This window comes from Chloroflexia bacterium SDU3-3, assembly GCA_009268125.1.
Classification (GTDB): domain Bacteria; phylum Chloroflexota; class Chloroflexia; order Chloroflexales; family Roseiflexaceae; genus SDU3-3.
The window spans coordinates 56,408-83,259 of record WBOU01000014.1; the positions used below are offsets into that span (position 1 = coordinate 56,408).

Annotated in this window: 13 protein-coding genes and 1 pseudogene; 13 read left to right on the forward strand and 1 reads right to left on the reverse strand. The window is 67.4% G+C overall.

The features are described 5' to 3' along the window. Positions 1-291 precede the first annotated feature (291 nt). The 3 genes from F8S13_20275 (at position 292) to F8S13_20285 (ending at position 3,905) form a co-directional block, all read left to right on the forward strand. Positions 292-1,128, forward strand: coding sequence for a hypothetical protein (locus F8S13_20275; protein ID KAB8141144.1), 837 nt, complete (start codon positions 292-294; stop codon positions 1,126-1,128). Between the two features lie 164 nt (positions 1,129-1,292). Then, complete coding sequence (locus F8S13_20280; GenBank protein ID KAB8141145.1) at positions 1,293-2,861, forward strand: hypothetical protein; 1,569 nt, start codon at positions 1,293-1,295, stop codon at positions 2,859-2,861. Positions 2,862-2,873: 12 nt separating this feature from the next. Continuing rightward, complete coding sequence (locus F8S13_20285) at positions 2,874-3,905, forward strand: STAS domain-containing protein (GenBank protein KAB8141146.1); 1,032 nt, start codon at positions 2,874-2,876, stop codon at positions 3,903-3,905. Between the two features lie 1,715 nt (positions 3,906-5,620). On the opposite strand, the pseudogene F8S13_20290 reads toward F8S13_20285, so the two are convergent. Then, a pseudogene (locus F8S13_20290) lies at positions 5,621-7,534 on the reverse strand (cellulose 1,4-beta-cellobiosidase). A 1,094-nt stretch (positions 7,535-8,628) separates the two neighbouring features. Here F8S13_20290 and F8S13_20295 point away from each other — a divergent pair. From F8S13_20295 to F8S13_20340, 10 genes are all read left to right on the forward strand, one after another. Continuing rightward, positions 8,629-14,145 carry a type I polyketide synthase gene (locus F8S13_20295; protein ID KAB8141147.1) on the forward strand — a complete coding sequence of 1,839 codons (5,517 nt, stop codon included), beginning with the start codon at positions 8,629-8,631 and terminating at the stop codon, positions 14,143-14,145. Between the two features lie 117 nt (positions 14,146-14,262). Then, on the forward strand, positions 14,263-15,066 hold the full coding sequence (locus F8S13_20300) for a class I SAM-dependent methyltransferase (GenBank protein KAB8141148.1): 804 nt from the start codon (positions 14,263-14,265) through the stop codon (positions 15,064-15,066). Between the two features lie 318 nt (positions 15,067-15,384). Then, complete coding sequence (locus F8S13_20305) at positions 15,385-17,448, forward strand: hypothetical protein (GenBank protein ID KAB8141149.1); 2,064 nt, start codon at positions 15,385-15,387, stop codon at positions 17,446-17,448. 12 nt (positions 17,449-17,460) lie between these two features. Then, positions 17,461-17,685: an acyl carrier protein gene (locus F8S13_20310; GenBank protein KAB8141150.1), complete on the forward strand. Its 225-nt coding sequence runs from the start codon at positions 17,461-17,463 to the stop codon at positions 17,683-17,685. Positions 17,686-17,700: 15 nt separating this feature from the next. Beyond that, a complete protein-coding gene (locus tag F8S13_20315) occupies positions 17,701-18,639 on the forward strand; it encodes a thiamine pyrophosphate-dependent dehydrogenase E1 component subunit alpha (protein KAB8141151.1) in 939 nt (312 codons plus the stop codon). Continuing rightward, entirely contained in the window at positions 18,636-19,649 is a 1,014-nt protein-coding gene (locus F8S13_20320) for an alpha-ketoacid dehydrogenase subunit beta (protein KAB8141152.1), read from the forward strand. The genes F8S13_20315 and F8S13_20320 overlap by 4 nt, the downstream gene beginning before the upstream one ends. Beyond that, the gene (locus F8S13_20325; GenBank protein ID KAB8141153.1) at positions 19,615-20,763 is read left to right on the forward strand and encodes a dehydrogenase; all 1,149 of its coding nucleotides are present in this window, start codon (positions 19,615-19,617) and stop codon (positions 20,761-20,763) included. Before F8S13_20320 ends, F8S13_20325 begins: the two co-directional genes overlap by 35 nt. Next, positions 20,760-24,173, forward strand: a complete 3,414-nt coding sequence (locus F8S13_20330; protein ID KAB8141154.1) for an NAD-dependent epimerase/dehydratase family protein — start codon at positions 20,760-20,762, stop codon at positions 24,171-24,173. Before F8S13_20325 ends, F8S13_20330 begins: the two co-directional genes overlap by 4 nt. Before the next feature lie 24 nt (positions 24,174-24,197). After that, positions 24,198-25,082 (forward strand): CPBP family intramembrane metalloprotease, encoded by an 885-nt coding sequence (locus F8S13_20335; protein KAB8141155.1) that lies wholly within the window; start codon positions 24,198-24,200, stop codon positions 25,080-25,082. Then, positions 25,079-26,428, forward strand: coding sequence for an MFS transporter (locus F8S13_20340; GenBank protein KAB8141156.1), 1,350 nt, complete (start codon positions 25,079-25,081; stop codon positions 26,426-26,428). The genes F8S13_20335 and F8S13_20340 overlap by 4 nt, the downstream gene beginning before the upstream one ends. Positions 26,429-26,852 lie beyond the last annotated feature (424 nt).

A 26,852-nucleotide genomic window follows, 5' to 3' on the forward strand; every position in this document is an offset into this window, starting at 1 on the left:
CATGGGTTACTCGGCGAAAAATGAAGATTGATCGCTAGATTGTTTAATAGCATAAGAGCGCTGCTTTCTCGTGTCACTTGCTGGGTTTGGGACCGGTATAATTCGCCCTTAGGCGGATCTATTGCTAGTCCGATCTGTGGATTGACAAGAGGGGTAATTGTGCTACAATCGGTCGTACAGTTTGACACAAGAATAATCCTAGACTCTAACCATTTAGATCTAGTTCTTTGTTAGGGTAATGTTAGGATTTAATTTTACTAAAAGCCGTCAAATGTAGGTGAGGAGAGCACCATGGCTGATAATCTCCCCTCGCTCCATTCTCCACCGTCGGAAGCTCTTGAAGCCGTTGATCGCATTCTTCAGGATGTGCTGAGGCAATATGGCTATCAGCCGCGACGCCTAGCTCAAGTGCTTCGGCTTATGGCCATGTTACTGCCTACCGTTCGCCCAGAGGCGATAGCTGCGCTGGTGCTGCAGTCGATGTGGGTCTATGCGGTCGACGCGCTGGTGGATGGCTTTGCCCCTGATCTCGATACCCGCTTCCGGCGGTGGCTGGAGCACCCGCTGGAGCCCAACCCAGATGATGCTGAACATAGGCTTTTTGCAGCCATGTGGTCGCATGTGCGCTCATTGGGCACGCCGCAAGGCTGTGAGCGCTGGCAGCAGGCGCTGGAGGTATTTTTATCGGCCCAGCTGCGCGAGCATACGCCACCGCAGAGCTACCTCGACTACCTTGATGTACGGGTGATCGCGAATGGGCTGCCGTCGCTGGCGGCGCTGGCGGCGCTGCTGCAGGGTGAGCTAGGGGCGCTTGATACGGCGCGGACTGCGAATCTTGTCCGCTGGGGCGGGATCTTCACCAGCCTCGCCAACGATCTACACTCCTACGATCGCGAGCTGGCCGAGGGCACTGCCGCCACGGCAAATGCGCTGGGGGTGCTGATGGGGCTGGCTGCGCGGCAGGGCGGTGTGCTCGATCTGGTATCGGCCAGAGGGATTGTTCAGGCTGATTGCGATGCCGCACTGCACATGTTTGATGCACAGCTTGGCGGATCATCTCAGTGGAGCGCGCTCGATGGGTTTATTGCGCGTGCGGTAGGGCTTGTGCGCCATGGGCATGTGGTGTAGCGGCCTGCTCCTCAGATAGTTGTCGATAGAACAAAGCTGATAGGCTATGTTGCCCCAGGATTTTACCACTTTTAACTAATAATCAAGAGACAATGTTGTTCTAACTGATGGTATAGCGCTGTTTGCTAGCTCGCTTGGATCGTCATAATGAGAGCGCTCTCATCATGACTGCATATGAATGTTCGTCGCATAAGGGAAGAAGTATGCCAGAGCTACAAACGATCACCCATCTTCAAGACGTGGTGCAGAACCTAACAAGAGATGGCGGGCTTGTCAGCCCGTCGGTCTATGATACTGCGCAGGCGCTGCGCTTCTGGCCGCTGGGCGACCCTCAGGCGGTGCTGGCCTGGCTGTGCGATCAGCAGCAGCCGGATGGCGGCTGGAACGACCCGGCGGTGCCCCATGTGCGCACCGCCCCAACCCTGGCCGCCGTGCTGGCGCTGCACGAGCATGGCGAGCGCTACGCCGAGGCGGTGGCGCGCGGTGTGGCCTTCCTGCGCGGGCATGCGCACACCTGGCAGGGGCCGCTGCGCGACGATATCTCGGTGGGCGGGGAGCTGATCATTCCGATGCTGCTTGAGCAGCTGAACAGCTACGGCTTTGGACTAGATCTGGCCCCCTACCAGGTGCTGGCGGCCCATGGCAGCAAGCGGCGCAACAAGCTGCGCATGATGGGCAGCAATGCCCCGCAGACCGCCCTGCACTCCTGGGAGGTGTGGGGCGATTTTGCCAGCGCCGATGCCTCGCTGCTGGATGCGATCGGCAGCGTGGCCCACAACCCAGCGGCGACTGCGGCATGGCTGTTTGCCACCGCCGAGCGGGGCGATCTGCACGAGCAGCGCCAGCGCGCCGCGCGCTACCTGCAGGCTACCTCACACGCCACCGGCGTGGGCGTACCGGGCGTTCTGCCGGGCGTGTGGCCCATCCCGCGCTTCGAGCAGGCCTTTGCGCTCTATGGCATTTTCGTCGCCGGGCTGCTCGACCACCCGCAGATCGCCCAGGCGGCGGCCCGGCAGATCGCCGATCTGGCCAGCGCTATTCGGCCCCAGGGCATCGGCCTCAACGATCATTTTCGTACCGATGGCGATGATACCGCTGCCACTTACGCCGTGCTCGCCGCCGCTGGCCACTTTCCCGATCTTGACCCGCTGTACTATTTTGCCGATGGCGATCACTTCTGCGCCTACCACGGCGAGCTGCACGCCTCGATCTCGGTGACGGCGCACGCGCTGCACGCGCTGCACATGCGCGGCCAGGATGTGCAGCCGCTGCTGGCCTACCTGCTTGCGCAGCAGCAGCCCGACGGCCACTGGCTGAGCGATAAGTGGAACCGCAGCTGGATCTACACCACCTCGCGGATCTTGATCGCCAGCGACGGCCTGCTGCCCGAGCCAGCGCGGCAGCGGGCGGTGCGCTACCTGCTGCGCCACCAGCACGCCGATGGCGGCTGGGGGGTGGATCGCTCAAATGGAGAAGAAACCGCTTACGCTTTGCTGCTCTTTTGTATGTATGGCCGTAGTGGGAGGCTTGACGCCGAATCGTATCATGCATGTGAGCGTGCGCTGGCCTGGCTAGACGCGCACACGACGCTGGAATCAGAACCACTCGCCCATTGCTGGATCGGCAAAGAGCTCTATAGCCCCTATCGGGTCACGCAGGCGCTGCAGCTCGCAGTCCAGGCGGCCTGGTCGTTGTCGGTTCAGCACGATTCGCGGCAGGTGGGCACATGCTGAGGGTTTGAACCTATGGTGATCACGAGACGTCAGGCTGTGGTGGGCATGCTGGGTCTGCAGGTGGCGGCGACTGTGGTGCTGTTTGGCCTGCAGTTTTTGGGGCCGGTCAACCTAAACCAGCTGGGAACGCTGCTTGGGGCGTTGGTGCTGTATGTCGTGCTGTTTGTGGCCTACTACAAGGGCTGGGATCCAGCGCGCTACGTCAATGCGGTGATCATGACCCTGACGGTCACCACCGCAATCAGCGAGCCATTTTTGACCGAGCGGTTTGCCATGCAGGTGCAGATTGTGCCGGTGATCATTCTGATCATGGCCGACTGGCGCTGGGCGCTCGGCAGCATCTTCACCATGATCGGCATCCTGCTGTTTCGGGCGAACTGGACGGGTATCTATACCGATCCGAGCACGATGCTGCTGTACGCCGTGCTGATGTTCTCGATCGGCCTGCTGTGGAAGATCGCTGAGTCGAATGCGCACCGCGCCGAGATCAACGCCAAAAATGCGGAGGAGGCGCGCACGCTGGCCGAGCACGAGCAGCAGCTTGCGGTGGGTCGCCGCGATGAGCTGGCCAAGATCAACGAGGAGCAAGAGACGCTGCTGGCGCTGGTGTCGCAGCTGGAGACCCCGGCGATCACGATTGCCGATGGCGTGCTGATCGCCCCCTTGATCGGCAATATTGACACCCGCCGCTCGAAAGAGATCACGCAGCGTCTGCTGGCGATGGCCTATGAGCGCCATGTGCAGCTGGTCATCCTTGACGTGACCGGCGTGTCGATGATGGACACCACGGTGGTGCATCGGCTGATGAAGACGGCGCAGTCGCTACGCCTGCTGGGCTGCGAGGTGACGATCAGCGGTATATCGGCAGATATCGCGCTCTCGCTGATCCAGATGGGGGTTATGCTTGATGAGATGGTGCAGACCGCGCGGACGCCGCAGGTGGCGCTTGAGCAGTTTCTTCAGCGGAAAGAGCGTGCCGCGAACGCGGATGTCAGCTCGGTTGCTCAGGCGGTGAAGCGCTATACGCAGGATCGGCGAAACTAGCGCGCGGTGTCGTAGGGACCAAGGCTGCGGGGCATTTCCCCGCAGCCTTTTGCGTGCTGTGAGGCCAGTATGGCAAGGGAAGTGAATTGCCGATGCGCTGGTGTGGGTCTATCGGCTATCTGCGGTCTGATACACCGTTGGGGTATATGCTTCGGGCGGTGCTGGCGGGCAAAAGTAAGGGCTGGCTCCCATCGGGAGCCAGCCCTTGTGCTACGTTTGCCTAGCTAGTGCTATGGCAGGGCAGGGTAGGCGTTCTCGACCAGCATCTTGAACTGGGCGGCGAACCACTTGCCGGCGAGCGGGGCGTTGGGCAGGGCGTTGGTGAGGTTGTTGCCGTTGAGCGAGTTGCCGGTGTAGGTCGGGTCGCACATGCGGTCGAAGCCCTTGCCTTCGTTGTTGTCGATGGCCTGGCTGGCGCCGTCGGACTCGCCCGGAGGCTTGATCCAGAGGAAGGCGTCGAAGTGGGCGAGGGGTGCGGCCTGGGGCCGCGCGCCGATGCCCGCGCCGTTCTGGTTGCACCAGTTGCCACGGTGGACGCGGCGGTCGATCTTGGTGGCGTTGACAAAGGTCTCAAGCGCGCTCGAGGTCGAGGCGGCGGTGGGTCGGGCGGCGCCACCCCAGCCGTTGCGGGAGGTGTCGACGATCATACCGATGGTGGACGGGAAGCCCTTGGCGACCAGGGCGCTGTAGAGGGCCTGGTTGTAAGAGATCTCGTCGATGTAGTTGTTCCACTGGTAGAAGTTGGCCGAGCGGACAGGCTGGTTGCCGACCTGCTGGGTGGCGGTCATGAGCGGCTCGGTGGCCGGGGTGTAGTTGGCGGTGTTGGAGATGAAGCCGTCGATGCTGCTGTAGCCAGCGGTGGTGCCCTGGGCGACGGTCTGCATCAGGGTGACGAAGGGGCCGAAGTTGCTGTCCCAGCCAAGCCAGCCGGAGTGGGCGACGTCGATGTAGGTGTAGACGTTGCTGATGGCGTGGAGCTTGTTGAGGGCATACTGGACGCCCTGGACATAGGCGCCCGAGCTGTTGGCCTCAGCGCACTTGGCGATGCCAAGGTTGGTGATGAGGTTGGGCAGGGAGTCGGGCTCGATGATGGCGGCGATGCGCAGGTTCTGGTACTTCGACTGGTTGAGGATGGAGGCGATGCGGTCGATGTACTCGGTCTTGTAGCGGTTGAGGCCGTCGGCGCTGATCAGGAGCTCGCCGTTGGAGGCGAGGGCGGAGCAGTCGCGGTTGGGCAGGTCGTAGACGACGATGGTGACGAGCATGGGCGTGGAGCCGGACTGCTTGGCGGCGGCATCGTCGAGGAACTGCTCAAGGGTGCGGTTGACGCCTGGGCCACCGGTGACGGCGGCGATGCGGTCAAGCCAGATCGCGGTCTGGTAGTTCGCTACCTGCGCCATCTTTGAGCCAAGGGTGCCGCCAGTTGCGGCGGCCTCGGCCTGGACCTCGGCGGCGTAGTCGGGGTTGATGTACCACTCTACGCCTACGAAGGGGTTGTCCACATGCGCGCCGGGGATCGCCGTCGGTGTCACCGGGGTGGCGGTCACGGGCGTGCTGGTCACGGGCGTGCTGGTCACGGGCGTGCTGGTCACGGGCGTTGCGGTCCTGGTCGCCGTCGGCGTCACCGGGGTGCTGGTGACAGGCGTGGCGGTCCTGGTCGCCGTCGGCGTCACCGGGGTGGCGGTCACGGGCGTGCTGGTCACGGGCGTGGTCGGCAGGGCAGGGTAGGCGTTCTCGACCAGCATCTTGAACTGGGCGGCGAACCACTTGCCGGCGAGCGGGGCGTTGGGCAGGGCGTTGGTGAGGTTGTTGCCGTTGAGCGAGTTGCCGGTGTAGGTCGGGTCGCACATGCGGTCGAAGCCCTTGCCTTCGTTGTTGTCGATGGCCTGGCTGGCGCCGTCGGACTCGCCCGGAGGCTTGATCCAGAGGAAGGCGTCGAAGTGGGCGAGGGGTGCGGCCTGGGGCCGCGCGCCGATGCCCGCGCCGTTCTGGTTGCACCAGTTGCCACGGTGGACGCGGCGGTCGATCTTGGTGGCGTTGACAAAGGTCTCAAGCGCGCTCGAGGTCGAGGCGGCGGTGGGTCGGGCGGCGCCACCCCAGCCGTTGCGGGAGGTGTCGACGATCATACCGATGGTGGACGGGAAGCCCTTGGCGACCAGGGCGCTGTAGAGGGCCTGGTTGTAAGAGATCTCGTCGATGTAGTTGTTCCACTGGTAGAAGTTGGCCGAGCGGACAGGCTGGTTGCCGACCTGCTGGGTGGCGGTCATGAGCGGCTCGGTGGCCGGGGTGTAGTTGGCGGTGTTGGAGATGAAGCCGTCGATGCTGCTGTAGCCAGCGGTGGTGCCCTGGGCGACGGTCTGCATCAGGGTGACGAAGGGGCCGAAGTTGCTGTCCCAGCCAAGCCAGCCGGAGTGGGCGACGTCGATGTAGGTGTAGACGTTGCTGATGGCGTGGAGCTTGTTGAGGGCATACTGGACGCCCTGGACATAGGCGCCCGAGCTGTTGGCCTCAGCGCACTTGGCGATGCCAAGGTTGGTGATGAGGTTGGGCAGGGAGTCGGGCTCGATGATGGCGGCGATGCGCAGGTTCTGGTACTTCGACTGGTTGAGGATGGAGGCGATGCGGTCGATGTACTCGGTCTTGTAGCGGTTGAGGCCGTCGGCGCTGATCAGGAGCTCGCCGTTGGAGGCGAGGGCGGAGCAGTCGCGGTTGGGCAGGTCGTAGACGACGATGGTGACGAGCATGGGCGTGGAGCCGGACTGCTTGGCGGCGGCATCGTCGAGGAACTGCTCAAGGGTGCGGTTGACGCCTGGGCCACCGGTGACGGCGGCGATGCGGTCAAGCCAGATCGCGGTCTGGTAGTTGGCCACCTGCGCCATCTGGCTGCCCAGCGTGCCGCCGGTTGCGGCGGCCTCGGCCTGGACCTCGGCGGCGTAGTCGGGGTTGATGTACCACTCCACGCCCACGAAGGGGTTGTCCACATGCGCGCCGGGGATCGCCGTCGGCGTCACGGGCGTGCTGGTCACGGGCGTGCTGGTCACGGGCGTGCTGGTCACGGGCGTGCTGGTCACGGGCGTGGCGGTCCTGGTCGCGGTGGGCGTCACGGGCGTGCTGGTGACAGGCGTGGCGGTCCTGGTCGCCGTCGGCGTCACGGGCGTGCTGGTCACGGGCGTGTTGGTCGGCGCGGTGGTTGGCGTGCTGGTTGGCGTGGTGCCGCCGCCGCAGGTGACGCCGTTCACGGTGAAGCTGGTGGGGATGCTGTTGCTGCCGCTCCAGCCACCGGTAAAGCCAAAGCTCTGCGAGCCGTTTGCTGCGATAACATCGTTCCAGCCGACGCTCTTGGCGCTGACGTTCGCGCCGCTCTGCACCACCGTGGCGTTCCACGCCTGGGTGACGGTCTGCCCGTTGGCAAAGCTCCAGCCGAGCGTCCAGCCGCTGATCGAGCTGGTGCCGGTGTTGGTGATCTTGACGTCGGCCTGGAACCCGGTGTTCCACTGGTTGGTGAGGGTGTAACTGACGCTACAGCTGACTGACGATTGCGCCAGCGCGCTAGTAGAAGCGCCAATGTTGAGCATGGACAGTGCCAGCACGGCACCCACAGCTCGCCATCGAAGTCGCTGCGATCCCATAGCTACTCCTTAATAAATGCGGAACGTGTCGAGCCATCTGCGCTGGTGCCAGAGTGATGGTGCCACGCGATTACTAGACAGTGGGGCTAGTTTAGTGACTGTTCGTCACGAAAGCGTCACGGCTGCCGTTACCGATGGCGTGTAACTATAACGGGTTCTTTACTTTTAGCGCGCACGGCTGCCCTGGTGCTGCGCATGCTGGGCGATAATCAGTGGGCCTGATATGGGTGATTTTCCGCCTAGCACCTCGATGAATGCATGGCAGGCTCGTTAGATGCGGTAGAAAGCATGAGATAGGTGATAGTAGCCATTAGAAAAGCGTAATACTTTGATACTCGTAATTTTCAAAAGGTTTTGTTATCTATACCCGCTTTATTTTCTGAAAAAATATGAGATATGAGGTCATATTTATAGTATGGTATTCATTGCATAGCGGGTGTGTATTGGCTCTAACCATTGAAATATCATGTCAAAAGGAATAAATAAGCTGAGGTTTCTATCCATGAATATGAATCCAACCTCGCATTCTTATTAGAATTTTTTGATAATAGGTTTCATGAAAGCATTATAAGTTGCTTTGAATTAACCGATAGTTGTTAGTTTTCCCTTTTTAAATGTCAGGTGGGGTGGTATGCTTCCTGTGTCCCGCAAGCAACTAAGTTCAGATACAGATGATTGTGCGAAAAACTACAAATTACCGCGTCATTGGAGGCAATACGGTAGGTAAAACGGTGTAGTTTTTAGAAGAATAATAAATTAATCGGGTAAGTGCGTGATTCTTTGAATATGAGGTGTGATTCGCATTTCGTAGCACACACGCATATAGATTCATACCGGTTAAGAGAGATATCTTCAAGCAGCATAGAGATGAGCTAATAACGCAACTGCAATAGACCATTCTAAAATTAAGATTTCTCTTTCATTACCCATAGAAATGACCCTGGGTCTAGCTTTTTGCTGTTTTGATACCAGCGATACGAACGTATCTAACACTGTTGAGCGAGGAATGTATGGCCGTACATGGCGAACATCCAGATCTTTCGAGCGCGCAACAACTGCCAACCGTCGCTTCTGGTGCGAGCGCCAGCGAAGCTATGCCCCTGCGCCGCGAGCCGATCGCGATCATCGGCATTGGCTGCCGCCTACCGGGTGGTGTTGTTGGGCCGCTATCGTTTTGGGACCTACTAGCCAGTGGCCAAGACGCAACCTCGGATGTCCCAGCCGACCGCTGGGACATTCGTTCGTTTTACGACCCCGATCCGGCCAAGCCAGGGAAGCTGAAGACCTTTCACGGCGGCTTTCTCGACCAAGTGGATCGCTTCGACGCGCCGTTCTTCGGCATCTCGCCGCGCGAGGCCGACTGCCTCGACCCGCAGCAGCGCCTGCTGCTGGAGGTCTCGTGGGAGGCGCTGGAGGATGCGGGCCTCGCGCCCGAGCGGCTGGCGGGCAGCAACACCGGCGTGTTTGTAGGAGCCTTCACGCTCGACTACAAGGTCATCCAGTTCAGTGCGGGCAGCCGCGACCTGATCGACTCGCACACTGCGACCGGCAGCATGATGACCATGGTCTCCAATCGGCTCTCCTATGCCTACGACCTGCGCGGCCCGAGCATGTCGGTGGACACGGCCTGCTCGTCCTCGATGGTGGCGGTGCACCTGGCCTGCCAGAGCCTCTGGCGCGGCGAGTGCTCGCTGGCGCTTGCAGGCGGCGTGAATGTGATGACCACGCCCGAGTACACCATCGCCGAGTCGAAGGGCGGCTTCCTCTCGCCCGATGGCCGCTGCAAGACCTTTGACTCGCGGGCCAATGGCTACGCGCGCGGCGAGGGTGCGGGCGTGCTGGTGCTGAAGCCGCTGGCCCAGGCCCTGGCCGACGGCGACCCGATCTACGCGCTTATTCGCGGCACGGCGGTGAACCAGGATGGCCACACCCAGGGCATCACGGTGCCCAACGGCGATGCCCAGCAGGCCCTGCTGCGCGAGGCCTGCCGCCAGGCGGGCGTGGCCCCCTGGCAGCTGCAGTACGTCGAGGCGCACGGCACCGGCACGCCGGTGGGCGACCCGATTGAGGCCAACGCGCTGGGCACGGCGCTGGCCGAGGATCGGCCCGAGGGTGAGTGCTGTGTGATCGGCTCGGTGAAGACCAACATCGGCCACCTGGAGGCGGCGGCGGGCGTGGCGGGCCTGATCAAGGCCGCGCTGGCCCTGCACCACCGGGCCATCCCGCCGCATCTGCACCTGATCAGCCCCAACCCTGCCATCGCCTTCGACGCGCTGCGGCTGCGGGTTCCCCAGGCGCTTGAGCCGTGGCCCGCGCACAGCGGCCCCGCGCTGGCGGGCGTGAACTCGTTTGGCTTCGGTGGCACCAACGGCCACGCCGTGCTAGAGGAGGCCCCCGAGGGCGCGGTGCGCCACGCCTTCGCCACGGGTGCGGGCCAGCAGCGCCCGCACCTGCTGGCGCTCTCGGCGCGCGGCCAGGATGCGCTGGAGGCCACCGCGCTGGCCTACGCCGACATGCTTGAGCAGCAGCCCGAGGCCGCGCTCGACGCGGTGTGCGCCACCACGGCGCTGCGGCGTGGCCAGCACGACCACCGTGTGACGGCGGTGGGCCACAGCCCCGCCGAGCTGGCCGAGCACCTGCGGGCCTTTGCGGCGGGCGAGTCGCGCCCGGGGCTGACGGCGGGCCGCGCCCTGGCGGGCAGGCGGCCTCGGCTGGCCTTCGTGTTCTCGGGGATGGGGCCGCAGTGGTGGGCGATGGGCCGCCAGCTGCTGGCCCAGGAGCCGGTGTTCCGCGCGGCGGTCGAGCGCTGCGACGCGCTGCTGAGCCAGCACGCCGACTGGTCGCTGCTGGCCGAGCTGGCGGCGGACGAGTCCGCATCGCGGATGAACGAGACCCAGATTGCCCAGCCCGCCAACTTCGCCCTGCAGGTCGGCCTGTTCGAGCTATGGCGCTCGTGGGGCGTCGAGCCGGATGCGATCGTGGGCCATAGCGCTGGTGAGGCGGCGGCCTTCTACGCGGCGGGCGTGATGAGCCTTGAGGAGGCGGTGCGCGTGATCTACCACCGCAGCCGCCTGCAGCACCGCACCACCGGCCAGGGCAAGATGGTGGCTGTCGGCATCTCGCACCAGGAGGCGCTGGAGCTGCTGAAGGGCTACGAGAATCGTATCTCGATCGCGGCGGTGAATAGCCCCTCGGCGGTGACGCTGGTGGGCGACACGGCCACGCTGGAGGAGTTTATCGCCCCGCTGCAGGCGCGCCAGGTGTTCTGCCGCTACCTGCGGGTGGAGGTGCCCTACCACAGCCACTACATGGAGGTCATCCGCGAGGATCTGCTGGCCGCGCTGGGCGATATCGCGCTGAGCCAGGCCCGCGTGCCGCTTTACTCTACCGCCACCGGCCAGCGCGCCGATGGCCGCGAGCTGAACGCCGAGTACTGGTGGCACAACGTGCGCGAGTCGGTGCGCTTCGCCGCCGCCGCCGATGTGCTGATCGGCGAGGGCTACGACCTGTTCCTTGAGCTTAGCCCGCACCCCGTGCTGGCCGGGTCGATCATGGAGTGCCTGGCGCATCGGCAGGCCACCGGCAGCGTGCTGCCATCCATCCGCCGCAACGAAGAGGAGCAGGCGGTGATGCTTGGCTCGCTGGGCGCGCTGTACACGCTGGGCCTTCCGGTGGCCTGGGATGCGCTCTACCCCGGCGCTGCCTATACCACGCTGCCGGCCTACGCCTGGCAGCGCGAGCGCTACTGGAACGAGTCTGAGGCGGCGGCGCAGATCCGCCTGGGCTACCAGGATCACCCGCTGCTGGGCCGCCCACTGGCGCTGCCCACCCCCACATGGGAGCAGGAGATCAACCGCCGCGCGCTGGCGTATCTCGATGACCACTGCATCCAGGGCGCGGTGCTCTACCCCGGCGCTGGCTATGTGGAGATGGGTCTGGCCGCTGGTCGGCTGGCGTTTGGCGCGTCGGATCTGGCGGTTGAGGATGTGGCCTTCCGCAAGGCGCTGTTCCTGCCCGATGGCGCGACGCCGCAGGTGCAGGTGCAGCTGGATGCGGCCACGGCGCGTTTTAGCGTGTTCAGTCGCCAGCAGCCCGCCCAGGGCTGGACGCTGCACGCCGAGGGGCGGTTGCGCCAGCGCCAGGAGCTGCCGAGCGCGGCGCTGGCCCTGGATGGCATCCGGGCGCGCTGCGCCGAGGCGCTGGCGGGCGAGGCCTGCTACGCGCAGTTCGCGGCCCAGGGCTTCACCTACGGGCCGAAGTTCCAGGGCATCGCGCGGCTGTGGCGCGGCCAGGGCGAGGCGCTGGCCGAGATCTGCCCAACGGTAGATGCGGACGCGCTGGGCGGCTACCACCTGCACCCGGTCATCCTCGATGCCTGCTTCCAGGTGCTGATTGCGGTCAACCCCGACGCGGGCGCGGACCGCTCGGGCGTGTACCTGCCGGTGGGCATCGACCGCATCCGCGTGGCGCGGCCCGCCGAGGGCGAGCTGTGGGGCTACGCCAGGGTGGTCGAGCGCACGCCGCAGCTGCTGCGCGGCGACATCGTGCTGGTGGATGCGGCGGGCGAGCTGATCGCCGAGATCAGCGGGTTCCGCGCCCAGGCGCTGGATCGAGCGCAGGGCGGGATGGCCGCCGACGCGCTGGAGCGCACCTTCTACGAGCCGGTGTGGCTGCCCCAGGAGCGCGGACAGGCCGCCGCCGCCCAGGCGGGCGCGTGGCTGGTGCTGGCCAACCGCCCCGAGGCCGAGGCGCTGGCCGCCGAGCTGGCCGAGCGCGGTCAGCGCTGCGTGCTGGTGGCCGATGGCGCGGCCTACCAGGAGATCGAGCCGGGCGCGCGGTATGTGCTGAACCCAAGTGAGAAGGCAGAGTTCAGCCGCCTGCTGGGCGACCTGCGGGCCGCCGGGCTGCCGCTGCTGGGCGGCGTGGCCCATATGTGGGCGCTGGCCGACCAGCAGGGCGAGGAGCTGGCCCCCGCCGAGCTGGATGCGGCGCAGCGGCGCGGCAGCCTGGCGCTGCTGCTGCTGACCCAGGCCCTGATCGAGGCGGGCGTGGCCCCCAAGATCTGGGTGGTGACGCGCGGCGCGCAGGCGGTGCGCGGCGAGCCCCAGCTAGCCGTGGCCCAGGCCCCGCTCTGGGGCATCGGGCGCGTGATCGGCTACCAGGAGCTGGTGGGCTTCTGGGGCGGCGCGGTGGATCTCGACCCCGCGACACCCGCAGGCGAGGCCGCCGCGCTGGCCGACGAGCTGCTGACCCCGGCAGGCGAGGACCAGATCGCCTTCCGGGCTGGCCAGCGCTACGTGGCCCGGCTGGAGCACAGCGCGGCGCTCACCCCCGCGCTGCCCGCCCACTTCCGGCCCGACGCCAGCTACCTGATCACCGGCGCGTTTGGCGCGCTGGGCCAGCTGGTGGCGCGCTGGATGGTCGAGCGCGGCGCGCGGCGGCTCATCCTGGCCGGGCGCAGCGCGCTGCCTCCCCGCGCCGAGTGGGCCGACCTTGCCCCCAGCAGCCCCGCCGCCGAGCGCGTGGCGCTCATCCGCTCGCTGGAGGCGGGCGGGGCCAGCGTGCACCTGGCCCAGGTGGATGTGGCCGACGAGGCCGAGCTGGCGGGCTACCTGGCCCAGTTCCGCCGCGAGGGCTGGCCCGCCGTGCGCGGCGTCATCCACTCGGCGGGCATCGTGCGCGACCAGATCCTGATGCAGATGGACGCGGCCTCATTCACCGATGTGCTGCGGCCCAAGGTGCTGGGCGGCTGGGCGCTGCACCGCTGCCTGCGCGACACCCCGCTCGACTTCTTCGTGCTGTTCTCGTCGGTGGCCTCGCAGGTGGTCTCGACCGGGCAGGCCAACTACGCGGCGGGCAACGCCTTCCTCGACTCGCTGGCCCAGCACCGGCGGGCGCAGGGCCTTCCGGCGCTCAGCATCAACTGGGGGCCGTGGGCCGTGGGTATGGTGCGCGACCTCAACCTGATCGAGCACTACGAGCGGCGCGGCATGGCCCCGATCGCCCCCGAGGATGGCATGAGCGCGCTGGGTCGCCTGCTGGGACAGCCCGTGGCCCAGGCCTCGGTGCTGATGGCTACCTGGCCGACGGTGCTGGAATACTACCCGCAGCACCCGCCGCTGTTCGCCCACCTGGCCCAGCAGGCCAATGCCGAGGCTGACGACGCTGGCGAGCAGAGCCTGGCCCAGCGCATCGCCCAGGCCGAGGGGCCGGAGCGGCTGGCCCTGGTGGAGGAGCAGCTGCGCGATTTGGCCGCCAGGGTGCTGCGGCTCGACCGCGCCAAGCTGGATGTGCAGCAGCCGCTGAGCGCGCTGGGGATGAACTCGATGATGGCCATCGAGCTGAAGAACCGCATCGACCTCACGCTGAATGTGACGGTCGCGGTGGTGGAGCTGCTGCAGGGCTTCGGGGTGGCGCAGCTGGCCGCCCGCCTGCTGCCGCAGATCGAGGCCCAGGTGGCGCTGGCATCCGCCGGGGCGCTGAGCGAGGAGGCCGCCCAGCAGATCGCCGAGCAGGTGGATGGTGCCACGCTCGACGAGCTGCTGAGCGAGCTGGAGAATCTTTCCGATGAGGAGGCCGAGCTGCTGCTCGCTGGGCGCGAGGGGGCGTAGGCCTTGGTTGGCCGGGGCCGCCGCGCGCGGCCCCAGGATGACGCGTGGGTTTTCTTCCCGCGCCTTGAAGCGCGGATCGGCATACGTGTATCAGCATCATCAAGGGAGAACACAGCAATGACGGCGACAACAACCTACGAGAAGCAGTGGTGGGAAGAGGGCGCGGGCTTTTTCGGGCGCGGCTACATGGAGGGCGATAACTCGGTGGAGGGCTACCTGGATGCGCCGATGACCCTGGAGGAGCGCACCGAGAGCGAGGTGCGCGGCATCATCAACCTGCTGCAGCTGCAGCCCGGCCAGCACGTGCTGGATTGCCCCAGCGGCTATGGCCGCCACTCGATCGGCCTGGGCCGCCACGGCATGAATGTGATCGGCGCGGACATCAACGGCGAGGAGCTGTTTGTGGCCACCCAGAAGCGCGGCGATCTCTCGAACGTGCAGTTCATCAAGAACGACATGCGCTTCCTCTACTTCCAGAACCACTTCGACGCCGTGATCAACATGTTCTACTCGTTCGGCTTCTTCGACACCGACGAGGAGAACATCCAGGTGCTGCGCAACTTCTACAACGCCCTGAAGCCGGGCGGCAAGTTCCTGATGCACACCGACGTGAACATCCCGCGCATCATCAGCGGTAAGTACAAGTCGCAGGAGCGCCGCAACCTGCCCAACGGCAACGTGCTTGAGATCATCGACCGCTACGAGCCGACCACCAAGCGCATCGAGGGCACCTGGACGATCATCCGCCCCGACAACAGCATCCAGGATCTGACGCCCTACTCGGTGCGGGTCTACACCAACGAGGAGTTCACCGGCTGGTGCCACGAGGTCGGCTTCCGCACCGTCACAGCCTACGGCTCGTGGGACCGTACGCCGCTGACCGACGAGTCCGAGGACATGATGATCATCGCCGAGAAGTAGGACTGATATATTCAACCTGCTAGCTCCACTATGCCAGAAAAAAGGCATCTTGCTGAGAATATGAGCGGTCCGTCAGATTCTTTCATGATCGCCAATAGTATTCGTCTTTGTCTGTTTTCATGAAAGAATTGCTTGACTCATTCATTCGGCCTAGAAGATGTCGGTATATGCAGAATAACGATGGGAAGAGCGAGCTATGTGTCATCTTCACACATCTATGTATGGCACAACGAAAGATTCCAGCGGGCGTGAGGGGCTAGCAGTCTCATTCTCTGTCTACCGAACACCGACGACCGCGCATACGCTAGGGGGCGCGCAATGACCACAGTCGCAGACCGGATCGCCGAGCTGCCGCCGGAGAAGCTGGCGCTGCTGCTCCAGCGCCTGAAGAAGCAGAAGGCACCGAGCACCAGCATCCCGCGCATCGCCCGCGAGGCGGCGAGCTTCCCGCTCTCGTTCACGCAGCAGCGCCAGTGGTTTATGGAGCAGCTGATGCCGGGGGCGATCTACAACGTCCCGCAGGCCATCCAGATCACGGGCGCGCTGGATGTGGCCGCGTTCGAGCGCGCGCTGGCCGCCATCGCCCAGCGGCACGAGGCGCTGCGCACCACCTTCCGCGTGGTGGATGGCCAGCCCGCCCAGGTGGTGGCCGACGCGCCGGTGGGCGGGGCCGCCCTGCCCACCATCGACCTGCGCGGCCTGCCCGCCGCGCAGCGCGCCGCCGAGACCGCGCGGGTGGCCGCCGAGGAGGCCGCGCACCACTTCGACCTGGGCGCGGGGCCGCTGTGGCGCACCCTGCTGCTGCAAACGGGCGATCAGGAGCACACCCTGATCATCACCATGCACCACATCATCTCCGACGGCTGGTCGATCGGCGTGGCCATGCGCGAGCTGGCCGCGCTCTACACCGCCTTCACCCAGGGCCGCGAGGCCAGCCTGCCCGAGCTGCCCATCCAGTACGTCGACTTCGCGGTGTGGCAGCGGGCCTGGCTGGATGCCGACGCGGCGGGCGGCTCGCCCGTGCAGCGGCAGCTGGCCTACTGGCGCGAGCAGCTGGCCGATGCCCCCGCGCTGCTAGCGCTGCCCTACGACCGGCCGCGCCCCGCCGCCCAGACCTACACCGGCGCGACGGCGCCCTTCCGCCTGCCCCGCGCCGCCGCCGACGCGCTGCGCGCCGTGTGCGACGCCGAGGGCGCGACCATGTTCATGGCGGTGCTGGCCGCGCTCGATCTGGCCCTGGCCCGCTACAGCGGGCAGGACGATATCTGCGTGGGCACGCCGATCGCCAACCGCACGCTGCCCGAGCTAGAGGGCCTGGTGGGCTTGTTCATCAACACGCTGGTGCTGCGCGTGCGCCTGGCGGGCGACCCCAGCTTCCGCGCGCTGCTGGGCCAGGTGCGCGCCACCGCGCTGGCGGCCTACGCCAACCAGGATGTGCCCTTCGAGCGCGTGGTCGAAGCCGTCGAGCCGGAGCGCAGCCCCAGCTTCTCGCCGCTGTTCCAGGCCCTGCTGGTCTACACCGAGGCCGCCGCCGCTCAGGTTGAGCTGCCAGGCCTGACGCTGCGCCCGCTGCCGCTGCACAGCGGCACCGCCCAGTTCGATCTCTCGCTGTACCTGAGCGAGCTAGAGGACGGCGTGCAGGGCTACTTCGAGTACAACACCGACCTGTTCGACGAGGCCACCGTGGCCCAGCTGGCCGCCCACCTGCAGGAGCTGATCGCCCAGGCCGCCGCCGCGCCCGACCAGCCGATCTCGGCGCTGATGGCCGCCATCCCCGCCCAGAAGCTGGATGTGGTGGTGGTCTCGGCCTTCACCGCCGAGCCGCTGGCCGACTCGCTGGAGTTCTGGATGGACGAGCTGCACGTGCCCGCGCGCATCCGCTTCGCGCCCTACAGCCAGGTGTTCCAGCAGCTGCTCGACCCGCAGGGCATGCTGGCCGCCAGCCGCGAGGGCGTGGGCGTCGTGGTGCTGCGGCTAGAGGACTGGGTGCAGCACATCCAGGGCGGCGAGGCCGAGCTGCAGGCCCAGCTGGCCCAGAACGTGGCCGACTTTGTGGATGCGCTGGCCGCTGCCCGCGAGGCCGCCGACGCGCCATGCCTGGTGTGCGTCTGCCCGCCCTCCGAGGCCTTCGCGGCCCAGCCGGGCCGGGCCGAGCTGCTGGCGCGGCTGGATGCCCAGATCGCCGCGCAGTGCGGCCAGCTGCCGGGCGTGCGCCACCTGCACCACCAGCAGATGCTGGCGCGCTACCCACTGGAGGCCATCCACGACCCGCGCGGCGACGAGCTGGGCCATATCCCGTACACCACCGAGTTTTTCGCCGTGCTGGGCACCTGCATCGCCCGCGAGCTATGGGCGCTGCGCGAGGACGCCCAGCAGGGCTAGGGGAAACGAACTATGAACCTTGAGGAGCTATTCGCGAGCGTGCTGAATGTGCCCGCCGAGACGCTGAGCGACGACTCGTGCCCGGCCACGGTGCGGGCCTGGAACAGCCTGGGCCACCTGAAGCTGATCAGCGCGATGGAGGAGATCTTCGGCATCGCGTTCAGCAGCGCCGAGATCCGTGGGCTGAAGACGCTGGGCGGCGCGCGCGCGCTGCTGCAGGCCAAGGGCGCGCTGTAGAGGAGCGCAATCACTATGACCCTCACCACGACGCTTGAGCTATGGGAGCCGCAGACCGCCCTCGGGCAGCTGCCCGACGAGGATCTGGCCTTGATGCTGCGCATCCGCCACTTCGAGCAGGCCCTGCTCGACCTGTTCTCGCGCGGGAAGCTGAGCGGCACCACCCACACCTGCCTGGGCCAGGAATACGTGCCCGTGGCCATGCGCACCCTGCTGCGCCCCAGCGACTACGTGTTCAGCCACCACCGTGGGCACGGACACTACCTGGCCCGCTTCGAGGAGCCGACCGGGCTGCTGGCCGAGATCATGGGGCGCGAGGGTGCGGTGTGCGGCGGCGTGGGCGGCAGCCAGCACATCTACCGCGACCGCTTCCTCTCCAGCGGGGTGCAGGGCGAGAGCATGCCGGTGGCCGCCGGGGTGGCGCTGCACCTCAAGCGGGCGGGCCAGGGCGATCTGGCCGCCGTCTACATCGGCGATGGCAGCTGGAGCGCGGGCGGCGTCTACGAGGCGCTGAATATCGCCAAGCTGTGGCACCTGCCGCTGGTGGTGCTGACCGAGAACAACGGCATCGCGCTTTCCACCCCGCTGGAGTGCGAGCTGGCTGGCACTATCGCCGGGCGGGCCAGGGCGTTTGGCGTGGCCTACGCCCACGTGGCCAGCAAGGATGTGTGCGCCATCCGCGCCCAGCTGGCCCCGCTGGTCGACGCGGCGCGCCGCGACAGCGAGCCGCTGGTGGTGGAGTTCGAGACCGACCGGCTGGGGCCGCACAGCAAGGGCGACGACACCCGCCCCGCGCACGAGCTAGACGCCCTGCGCGAGCGCGACTGGACCGCCGCCTACCGCGAGCAGTTCCCCGCGCAGTTCGCGGCGCTGGACGCCCAGGAGCGCGAGCGGATCGCTCAGGCCGTGCGCGATGTCGAGTCGCGCGGCCCCAGCGTGTGGAGGCAGGCATGAGCGAGCGCGTGATCGAGAACCTGAACCGTGGCCTGCACACGCTGCTGGCCGCCGACCCCGAGGTGTTTCTGCTGGGCGAGGATGTGTGCGACCCCTACGGCGGCGCGTTCAAGGCCAGCCGGGGTCTCTCCACCCGCTTCCCCGACCGCGTGCTGAACACGCCGATCGCCGAGAACGCGATCGTGGGCGTGGCGGCGGGCCTGGCGCTGGCGGGCCACAGGCCGATCGCCGAGATGATGTTTGGCGACTTCATCACGCTGGGCTTCGACCAGATCGTCAACTTCGCCACCAAGTCGGCCACGATGTACGGCAGGCCCGTGCCCATGAATATGGTGGTGCGCTGCCCGGTGGGCGGCGGGCGCTCCTACGGCCCCACCCACAGCCAGAACCTGCAGAAGCACTTTCTGGGCGTGCCCGGCCTGCGTCTGTTCGAGCTGACGCCCTTCCACGACTGCGGCGAGCTGCTGGGCCACATGCTCTCGCTCGGCACGCCCAGCATTTTGTTCGAGGACAAGGTGCTCTACAGCCAGCCGATGCACCAGGGCGGCGCGGTCGACGACCTGTTCACCTACGAGAAATTCGGCCCGGGCGGCGCGTTTGTGCGGGTCGCGCCCGATGGCTTCGACAGCTGCGACGTGCTGATGATCGCCCCCGGCGGGATGCTGGCCCGCTGCCTCAGCGCCGCCAAGACCCTGCTGATCGAGGATGAGATCATCGCCCAGATCGTGGTGCCGCTGCAGCTCTACCCCTTCGACCCCGCGCCGCTGGAGGCGCTGGCCGCCGCGAGCGGCCTGGTGCTGGTGGCCGAGGAGGGCACCGCAGGCGGCACCTGGGGCGGCGAGGTGGCCAGCCAGCTCTACGCGCGGCTGTGGGGCGCGCTGCGGCACCGCGTGGTGCAGCTCAGCTCGCACGACAGCATCATCCCCTGCGCGCCGCATCTGGAGCGCCAGGTGCTCATCCAGGCCGAAGATATCTATGCCGCAATCAAGGCGGAGGTTCTGCATGTATAAGGTGCTTGTTCCGCTGGTGAACAACAACGAGGATACCTACACGCTCTCGCGCTGGCTGGTGAAAGATGGCCAGCAGGTGGCCGCCGACGACCTGATCGCCTCGGTCGAGTCGACCAAGGCCACGGTGGAGCTGGCCGCCGATCAGGCTGGCATCGTGCACCAGGCGGTGGCGCAGGGCGCGGCGGTGGCGTTTGGCGATGTGGCGGCCTATATCTTTGCCGACGAGGCCGAGCGCGCCGCCTTCCTGGCCCAGGGCCAGCCCGCCGCGCCCCAGGCCGCTACATCCTGCACTATCACCAAGGCCGCCCGCGAGCTGATGGACCAGCACGGCATCGCCGAGGCGCAGGTGCTGGCGCTGGGCAAGAAGATCGTGACCAAGGCCGATGTGGAGCCGCTGATCGGCGCGCAGGACGCGCAGCCAGCGGGCGGCATCGCGCTCTCGAAGCGCCAGATCGGCATTGGCGAGGTGGTCAGCCGCTCGTACCACAGCATCCCGCGCGCCTTTCTGGCCATGAAGGTCTACGTCGACGCCGCCCTAGCGGCCCTGGCCGAGCTCTCGGCCAGCAGCGACTGTATGATCGGCCTGACCGAGCTGCTGGTGCAGCAGGTGGCCCTGCTCCAGCCACAGTTCCCGCTGCTCTACGGCGGGCTGGCCGAGCCGGGCCGCTTCCTGCCCGCCGAGGGCGCGCACGTGGGCGTGACGATGGACGGCGGGCGCGGCCTATTCATCCCCGTGGTGCGCGACGCCGCCGCCCGCAGCCTGCCCGAGATCGCCGACACGCTGATGGACTTCCGCATCAAGGCGCTGCGCAACTCCTTCCAGCCCGAGGATCTGGCGGGCGGCGCGGTCACGATCTCGCTGAATGTGGAGCCGGACACGCTGTTTGTGCTGCCGATCATCCTGCCCGATCAGGCGGCCATGCTGTCGCTGGGGGCCGAGCAGGAGGAGCTGTACCTAGCCGAGGGTGGCGCGGTGGCGCGGCGGCGCTTTGTGACGCTGGGCCTAGCCTACGACCATCGGGTGATCAACGGCTACGAGGCCGCGCAGTGGATGAAGGCCCTGAAGGCCCAGGTCGAGCAGGCTCGCCTGGCAGATGTAGGAGCGGCACAATGAGTGCGACACCTTTGCCCGATGGGGCGGCGCGGCTGCGGCTGCGCATGCGCTGGGATCAGATCGTGGGGTCGGGGCGGCCCGCCCAGCTACGCGTGGCGGTGCTGGCCAGCTTCACCGCTCAGCCGCTCGCGCCCTACCTGGGCGTGGCGCTGGAGGACGCGGCCCCGGCGGAGATCTGGGTCGGCCCGTACAACCAGATCGTGCCGCAGTGCCTGAGCGCCGAGAGCGAGCTGGCCCACTTCGGCCCCGACCTGCTGGTGGTGTGGCCGCGCCTGGAGGAGCTGTGGGGCGGCGAGCTGCCGCTGGATGGCGACCCGGCGGCCCAGATCGACGATGCCGCCGCGCTGGCGGAGGCCTGCCTGGGCGCGGCCAGCCGCCTGGGCGCGCGGCTGCTGTTCGTGCTGCCCGCCGTGCCCGAGCTGCGCCCGCTGGGCCTGGGCGACGCGGGTAGCCCGCGCGCCGTGTCCGCCACCGCCGCCGCCGTGCGCGAGTCGCTGCGCGGCCAGCTGGCCGGGCGGCAGGGTGTGGCGCTGCTGGATGCCGAGGATCTGGTGCGCACCGTGGGCGCGGCCCGCGCCTACAACCGCCGCATGCAGGCGGTGGCCCGCATCCCCTTCTCGGAAGAGGTGTTCCACCTAGCCGGGCAGCGCATGGCCCGCCTGCTGGCCCTGAGCCAGCGCGCCGCCCCGCGCCTGCTGGTGATCGTGCCTGACGATGTGCTGTGGGGCGGCTCGCTGGCCGAGCTTGGCCCCAGCGGCGTGGATGTGGCCGAGGGCGGCCCCGGCGAGCTGCACCGCCAGATCCAGGCCTTCCTGCTGGAGCAGCGGCGGGCGGGCAACCGCCTGGCGATCTGCGGCGACTACGCCAAGGCCTCGCTGCGCGAGGTGCTGGCCCGCCGCGAGATGCTGCTGCGCCGCGAGCACCTGGTGGGCTGGCAGACCGACCCGCGCCCCTGCGCCGCGCTGCGCGCGCTGGCCGAGGACACCCGCACGGCCCTGGCCGATGTGGTGCTGATCACCGCCAGCGCGGCCTGCGCCACCGCCGTGGCCGCGCAGTTCCCCGAGGTGGCGCTGGTGCAGCTGCCCGAGGACGCCGCCGAGTGGCTCGCCGCGTTTCAGGCCAGCCCCGTGCTGGACATGCCGCCCCGCGTCGCCGCGCCCGCGCCCAGCCCCGCCGCCCAGCCCCGCGCGGCCAAGCCCAGCCTGGCCGACTTCCTGGCGCGGCTGGCGCTGAAGGTGGAGGTGGCCCCCGCCGAGCCACACGAGCTGGCCCACGTGGTCCATCTGACCCACCACACATCCGAGTTCCACCTGACTGGCGAGCAGTACGACCAGCCCGCGCTCGATGCCTTCCTGGCCCAGCCGGGGGCCGAGTGCTGGCTCATCCGCGTCAGCGACCGCCTGGGCGACTACGGCGACGCGGGCGCGCTGCTGCTGCGGGCCGAGAGCGGCACCCTGGAGGTGGCGACCTTCCTGCTGAACTGCCGCGTTCTGGGCCGCAATGTGGAGTACGAGGTGCTGCGACGGCTGGCCACGATCGCCAGCGAGCGCGGCTGCGCCCAGGTGCGCCTGCTCCACCGCCCCACCGAGCGCAACGCGGTGGCCGGGGCCTTTGTGCGGGCCGTGGGCGGCCAGCCCGCCCCCGAGGGCGGCGCGAGCGCCACGCTGACCCCGGCCCAGCTGGCCGCGCTGGCCCCCCAGGGCCAGGCCCCATCCAGCTGCGGCGCGGATCTGCCCGCGCCTAGCCCCAGCGCGGTCTCGCCCGCCGCCCGCTTCCTGGCGGCCCGCGTCGCGCGGCTGGGCGAGGATGGCGCGCGGGCCGTGGCCGAGCGCTTCGCCAGCTTCCAGCGCGGCGAGCAGCTGCTAGAGGCCGTGCAGGCCTACCGCCGCCGTTCGCGCCCCGATATGGATGTGGCCTATGTGGCCCCGCGCACCCCGCTGGAGGGCCAGCTGGCCGACGTGTGGGGCGAGGTGCTGGGACTCGACCGCATCGGCGTGCGCGACAACTTCTTTCACCTGGGCGGGCACTCCATCCTGGCCACCCAGCTGGTGATGCGCCTGTACGACGTGCTGGGCATCGAGCTACCGGTGCGGATCTTCTTCGAGACGCCCACCATCGAGAGCATGGCGCAGGCCATCGACATCGTGCGGCGCACCGGCGACGACACCGCGTTTATCGCCGAGGCCCCCGAGTATGTGAAGGCCGAGGCCGTGCTCGACCCCAGCATCACCGCCGAGGGCGCGCGCCCCGCCGAGCACACCAGCGACCCGCGCCGGATCTTCCTGACCGGCGGCACCGGCTACCTGGGCGCGTTCCTGCTGGCCGAGCTGCTGCGCCGCACCAGCGCCACCATCTACTGCCACGCCCGCGCCCGCGACGAGCAGGACGCCCTGGCCCGCATCGCTGCCAATCTTCAGCACTACGGCCTGTGGGATGAGGCCCAGCGCCACCGCCTCGTTCCGGTGGTGGGCGACCTGGCCCAGCCGCTGCTCGGCCTCAGCGAGGAGCGCTTCCTAGAGCTGGCCGACCTGATCGACGTGATCTACCACGCCGGTGCGATCACCAGCTTCATCTACCCCTACACCACGCTCAAGCCCACCAACGTGCTGGGCACCCAGGAGGTGCTGCGCCTGGCCAGCCGCATCCGGCTCAAGCCCGTGCACCTCACCTCCACGCTCTATGTCTTTGGCCCTGGCGACAAGCACGAGGACGGCGGCCCCATGCGCGAGGACGATATCCCCGAGCACGTGGAGACCATGCACATCGGCTACCGCCAGAGCAAGTGGGTGGCCGAGCGGCTGCTGCTGCTGGCCCGCGAGCGCGGCATCCCGGTGGCGATCTACCGCCCCAGCCGCATCGCCGGGCACAGCCACACCGGCGCGTGCCAGACCAACGACTTCGTGTGGCGCATGATCCGCGCCTGCATCGACGCGTCGAGCGTGTTCAACCAGGACATGACCATGGATATGGTGCCGGTGGACTACGTGAGCGAGGCCATCGTGCACCTCTCGCTGCGGCCCGAGTCGCTCAACCAGGTCTTCCACCTGACCAACCCCAAGGTGCCGCGCCTGGATGAGATCGTCGAGTGGTCGCAGAGCTACGGCTACCCCATCCGCCGCGAGCCATACGAGACCTGGCGCGCGCGGCTGAAGGTGGCCGCCGAGCGCTCGAACCAGAACGCCTCGTTCGCGCTGGTGCCCTTCCTGCCGCAGGATCTGAGCCGCCAGCAGCTGGGCGACCTGCCCTTTGACGCCAGCAACACGCTGGCCGGGCTGGCTGGCTCGGGCATCGCCTGCCCGCTGATCGACGAGACCCGCTTCCACGTCTACCTAGACTACTTCACCCAGAGCGGGTTCCTGCGCACGCCCCAGGAGGTTGGGGCGGTGCTGGAGGAGGCCGGGGTGGCCTAGCCGCCACGGGAAAAGAGGAACGCTATGCGCCGAATGTCTGACGCGGGTGCGCCCGCATGGTACCAAACGCTGTGGGGCGGCAGCACTATGGAGATGCTCAAAAAGCATCCGCTGCTGGCCTTCTACGTGGTGGCCTGCGCCGTCACCTGGGCCTTCCACATCCCGCTGGCGCTGGCCGCCGTGGGCGCGGTGGGCTGGAAGCTGCCAGCCTGGGCGCATGTGCTGGGCGCGCTTGGCCCGGTCACGGCCTCGCTAGGCGTCACCTGGGCCACGCGCGGCCCCACCGGGCTGCGCGACCTGGCGCGGCGGGCCACCAGCTGGCAGGGCGGCTGGGGCTGGCTGGCCTTCGCGCTGCTCAGCCCCGGCGCGTGCTTCTTGGCGGCGGGCGCGGCCATCTCGCTGTTCCGGGGCGACACCACCGCGCTGGCGGGCTTCGGCTACGCCACCGAGCTGCCCCAGCTTGGCTGGCTGGGCACCTGGCTGCTGTGGACGCTGACCTTCGGTCTGTGCGAGGAGCTGGGCTGGCGCGGCTTCATGCTGCCCCGCCTGCAGCAGGGGCGCGGGGCCTACCACGCCACGCTGCTGCTGGGCCTGCTCTGGGCCTTCTGGCACGTGCCCTCGTTCTTCTACAACATGCCCGCCAACCCCATGGTGTGGGTCGCCTTCCTGATCAGCATCCTGGCCGGGTCGGTGGTGATGACGTGGCTCTACAACAGCACCGGCGGCAGCATCCTCATCCCCGCGCTGTGGCACGGCGCGTTCGACACGGCGGTGGCCGGGGCCGATGGGATGGTGGCCGGTGCGGTGAACGCCTGCGTGATCGCGGGCGCTATCGTGATTCTGCGGCGGTACGGGCCAGATGCGCTCGCGCCGCAGCCCAAGCAGGTCTTGGGCGGGGGGCAACAATGACACAGGAGAAGACGGCCCAGGGCATGCGGGCCTTCATGACCATCTGGCTGGGCGAGCTGGTCTCGATCATCGGCAGCGGCCTCACCGGCTTCGCGCTGGGTGTGTGGGTCTACCAGAGCACCGGCTCGGCCACCTTGTTCGCGCTGATCTCGCTGTTCACCACGCTGCCGGGCATCCTGGTCGCGCCGCTGGCCGGGGCCTTGGTGGACCGCTGGGATCGGCGGATGGTGATGTTCGTGGCCGACACCGGCGCGGCGCTCTGCACCCTGGCCATCGCCACGCTGCTCTGGAGCAGCGCGCTGGAGGTCTGGCATATCTACATCGCTATGGGCATCGCCTCGCTGTGCGGGGCCTTCCAGCAGCCCGCCTACAAGGTGGCGGCCACGCTGCTGGTGCCGCGCGAGCGCTTCGGGCAGGCCAGCGGCCTGATGCAGATCGGCAACGGCGCGCAGTACATCATCTCGCCTGTGATCGCGGGCCTGCTGGTGGGCGTGGTGGGCATCAAGGGCGTGGTGCTGGTGGATTTCGCCACCTACTTCTGCGCCATGTTCGCCCTGCTGGCGGTGCGCATCCCGCGCCCCGCCGCCACCGAGGCGGGCAGCGCCGGGCGCGGCTCGATTTGGGGCGAGATCGCGCAGTGCTGGCACTACCTGCGCCAGCGCAGCGGCCTGCTGAGCGTGATCGCGGTGCTGACCTTCGGCAACTTTATGACGGCCTTTATCTCGGTGCTGGCCGCGCCGCTGATGCTCTCGTTTGCCGACACGGCGGTGCTGGGCCTCACCATGTCGATCGCGGGCACGGGCATGCTGATCGGCAGCATCGTGCTGGGCGTGACGGGCGGCCCCAAGCGGCTGATCCGGGGCATGACGGCGGCGATGGCGGCTGGCTCGCTGGGCATGGTGTTCATGGGCGTGCGCCAGGATGCGGTGCTGATCACCGCCGCCTGCTTCGTGTTCTTCTTCTCCATGCCGTTCGTGCAGGGCTGCTACGACACGATCATCCGCAGCAAGGTCGAGGCCGACCTGCAGGGCCGCATGTTCGCGGTCTCCAGCGGGGTCATCCAGTTCGCCGCCGTGGCCGCCTATGTGCTGGCCGGGCCGCTGAGCGAGTATGTGTTCCAGCCGATGATGGCCCAGGGCGGCAGCCTGGCCCCCAGCGTGGGCGCGCTGATCGGCGCAGGCCCAGGGCGCGGCATCGCGCTGCTGTTTATCGTCTTCGGCGTGCTGGCGCTGGTGGTCACTGGGCTGGGCTACGCCAACCCCCACATGCGCAACGTGGAGCGCGAGCTGCCCGATGTGGCCCCGGCCCAGCCGCTGGGCGAGCCGCAGCTAGTGCCCGCCGACTAGGGGTTCGTTCGACGAGGGGTTCGTTTACCACCAAGACACCAAGACACCAAGGGAACGAATACCATGAAGGCGCGAAGGCACGAAGGGGACGAAAGAGGGAATGGGGAGAGCCTGCTGCCCCATCCCACTTGTCCCATGCGGCGAAGGTGTCGCTAGGGTTTTGATGGCCATATGCACGAACACCAGCCGCCAGAAACATGGCATAGGAACGCCTCAAATTGGGGGTTCCAAGGGGGTTACACCCCCTGGCGGGGTTACTAGGGGCTGGCCCCTAGTCGCCGCCCGCGCAGGGCATCCACCCAGCAATCAACAGAAATCGCCATCGACGAAGGCGCACGCTGGTCGGCTCGACGTCGAAATGCCCAAAATAGTGAGATCTGGTGAGGGGCGCGGCCCCAAGCAAAACAAGTCTACCCGTATCAAA

Coding starts and splice junctions, on each gene's coding strand:
- F8S13_20310 (KAB8141150.1), top strand. CDS start 17,461: ATGAACCTTGAGGAGCTATTCGCGAGCGTGCTGAATGTGCCCGCCGAG.
- F8S13_20295 (KAB8141147.1), top strand. CDS start 8,629: ATGCCCCTGCGCCGCGAGCCGATCGCGATCATCGGCATTGGCTGCCGC.
- F8S13_20335 (KAB8141155.1), top strand. CDS start 24,198: ATGCGCCGAATGTCTGACGCGGGTGCGCCCGCATGGTACCAAACGCTG.
- F8S13_20305 (KAB8141149.1), top strand. CDS start 15,385: ATGACCACAGTCGCAGACCGGATCGCCGAGCTGCCGCCGGAGAAGCTG.
- F8S13_20285 (KAB8141146.1), top strand. CDS start 2,874: ATGGTGATCACGAGACGTCAGGCTGTGGTGGGCATGCTGGGTCTGCAG.
- F8S13_20340 (KAB8141156.1), top strand. CDS start 25,079: ATGACACAGGAGAAGACGGCCCAGGGCATGCGGGCCTTCATGACCATC.
- F8S13_20300 (KAB8141148.1), top strand. CDS start 14,263: ATGACGGCGACAACAACCTACGAGAAGCAGTGGTGGGAAGAGGGCGCG.
- F8S13_20325 (KAB8141153.1), top strand. CDS start 19,615: ATGCCGCAATCAAGGCGGAGGTTCTGCATGTATAAGGTGCTTGTTCCG.
- F8S13_20280 (KAB8141145.1), top strand. CDS start 1,293: ATGACTGCATATGAATGTTCGTCGCATAAGGGAAGAAGTATGCCAGAG.
- F8S13_20330 (KAB8141154.1), top strand. CDS start 20,760: ATGAGTGCGACACCTTTGCCCGATGGGGCGGCGCGGCTGCGGCTGCGC.
- F8S13_20320 (KAB8141152.1), top strand. CDS start 18,636: ATGAGCGAGCGCGTGATCGAGAACCTGAACCGTGGCCTGCACACGCTG.
- F8S13_20275 (KAB8141144.1), top strand. CDS start 292: ATGGCTGATAATCTCCCCTCGCTCCATTCTCCACCGTCGGAAGCTCTT.
- F8S13_20315 (KAB8141151.1), top strand. CDS start 17,701: ATGACCCTCACCACGACGCTTGAGCTATGGGAGCCGCAGACCGCCCTC.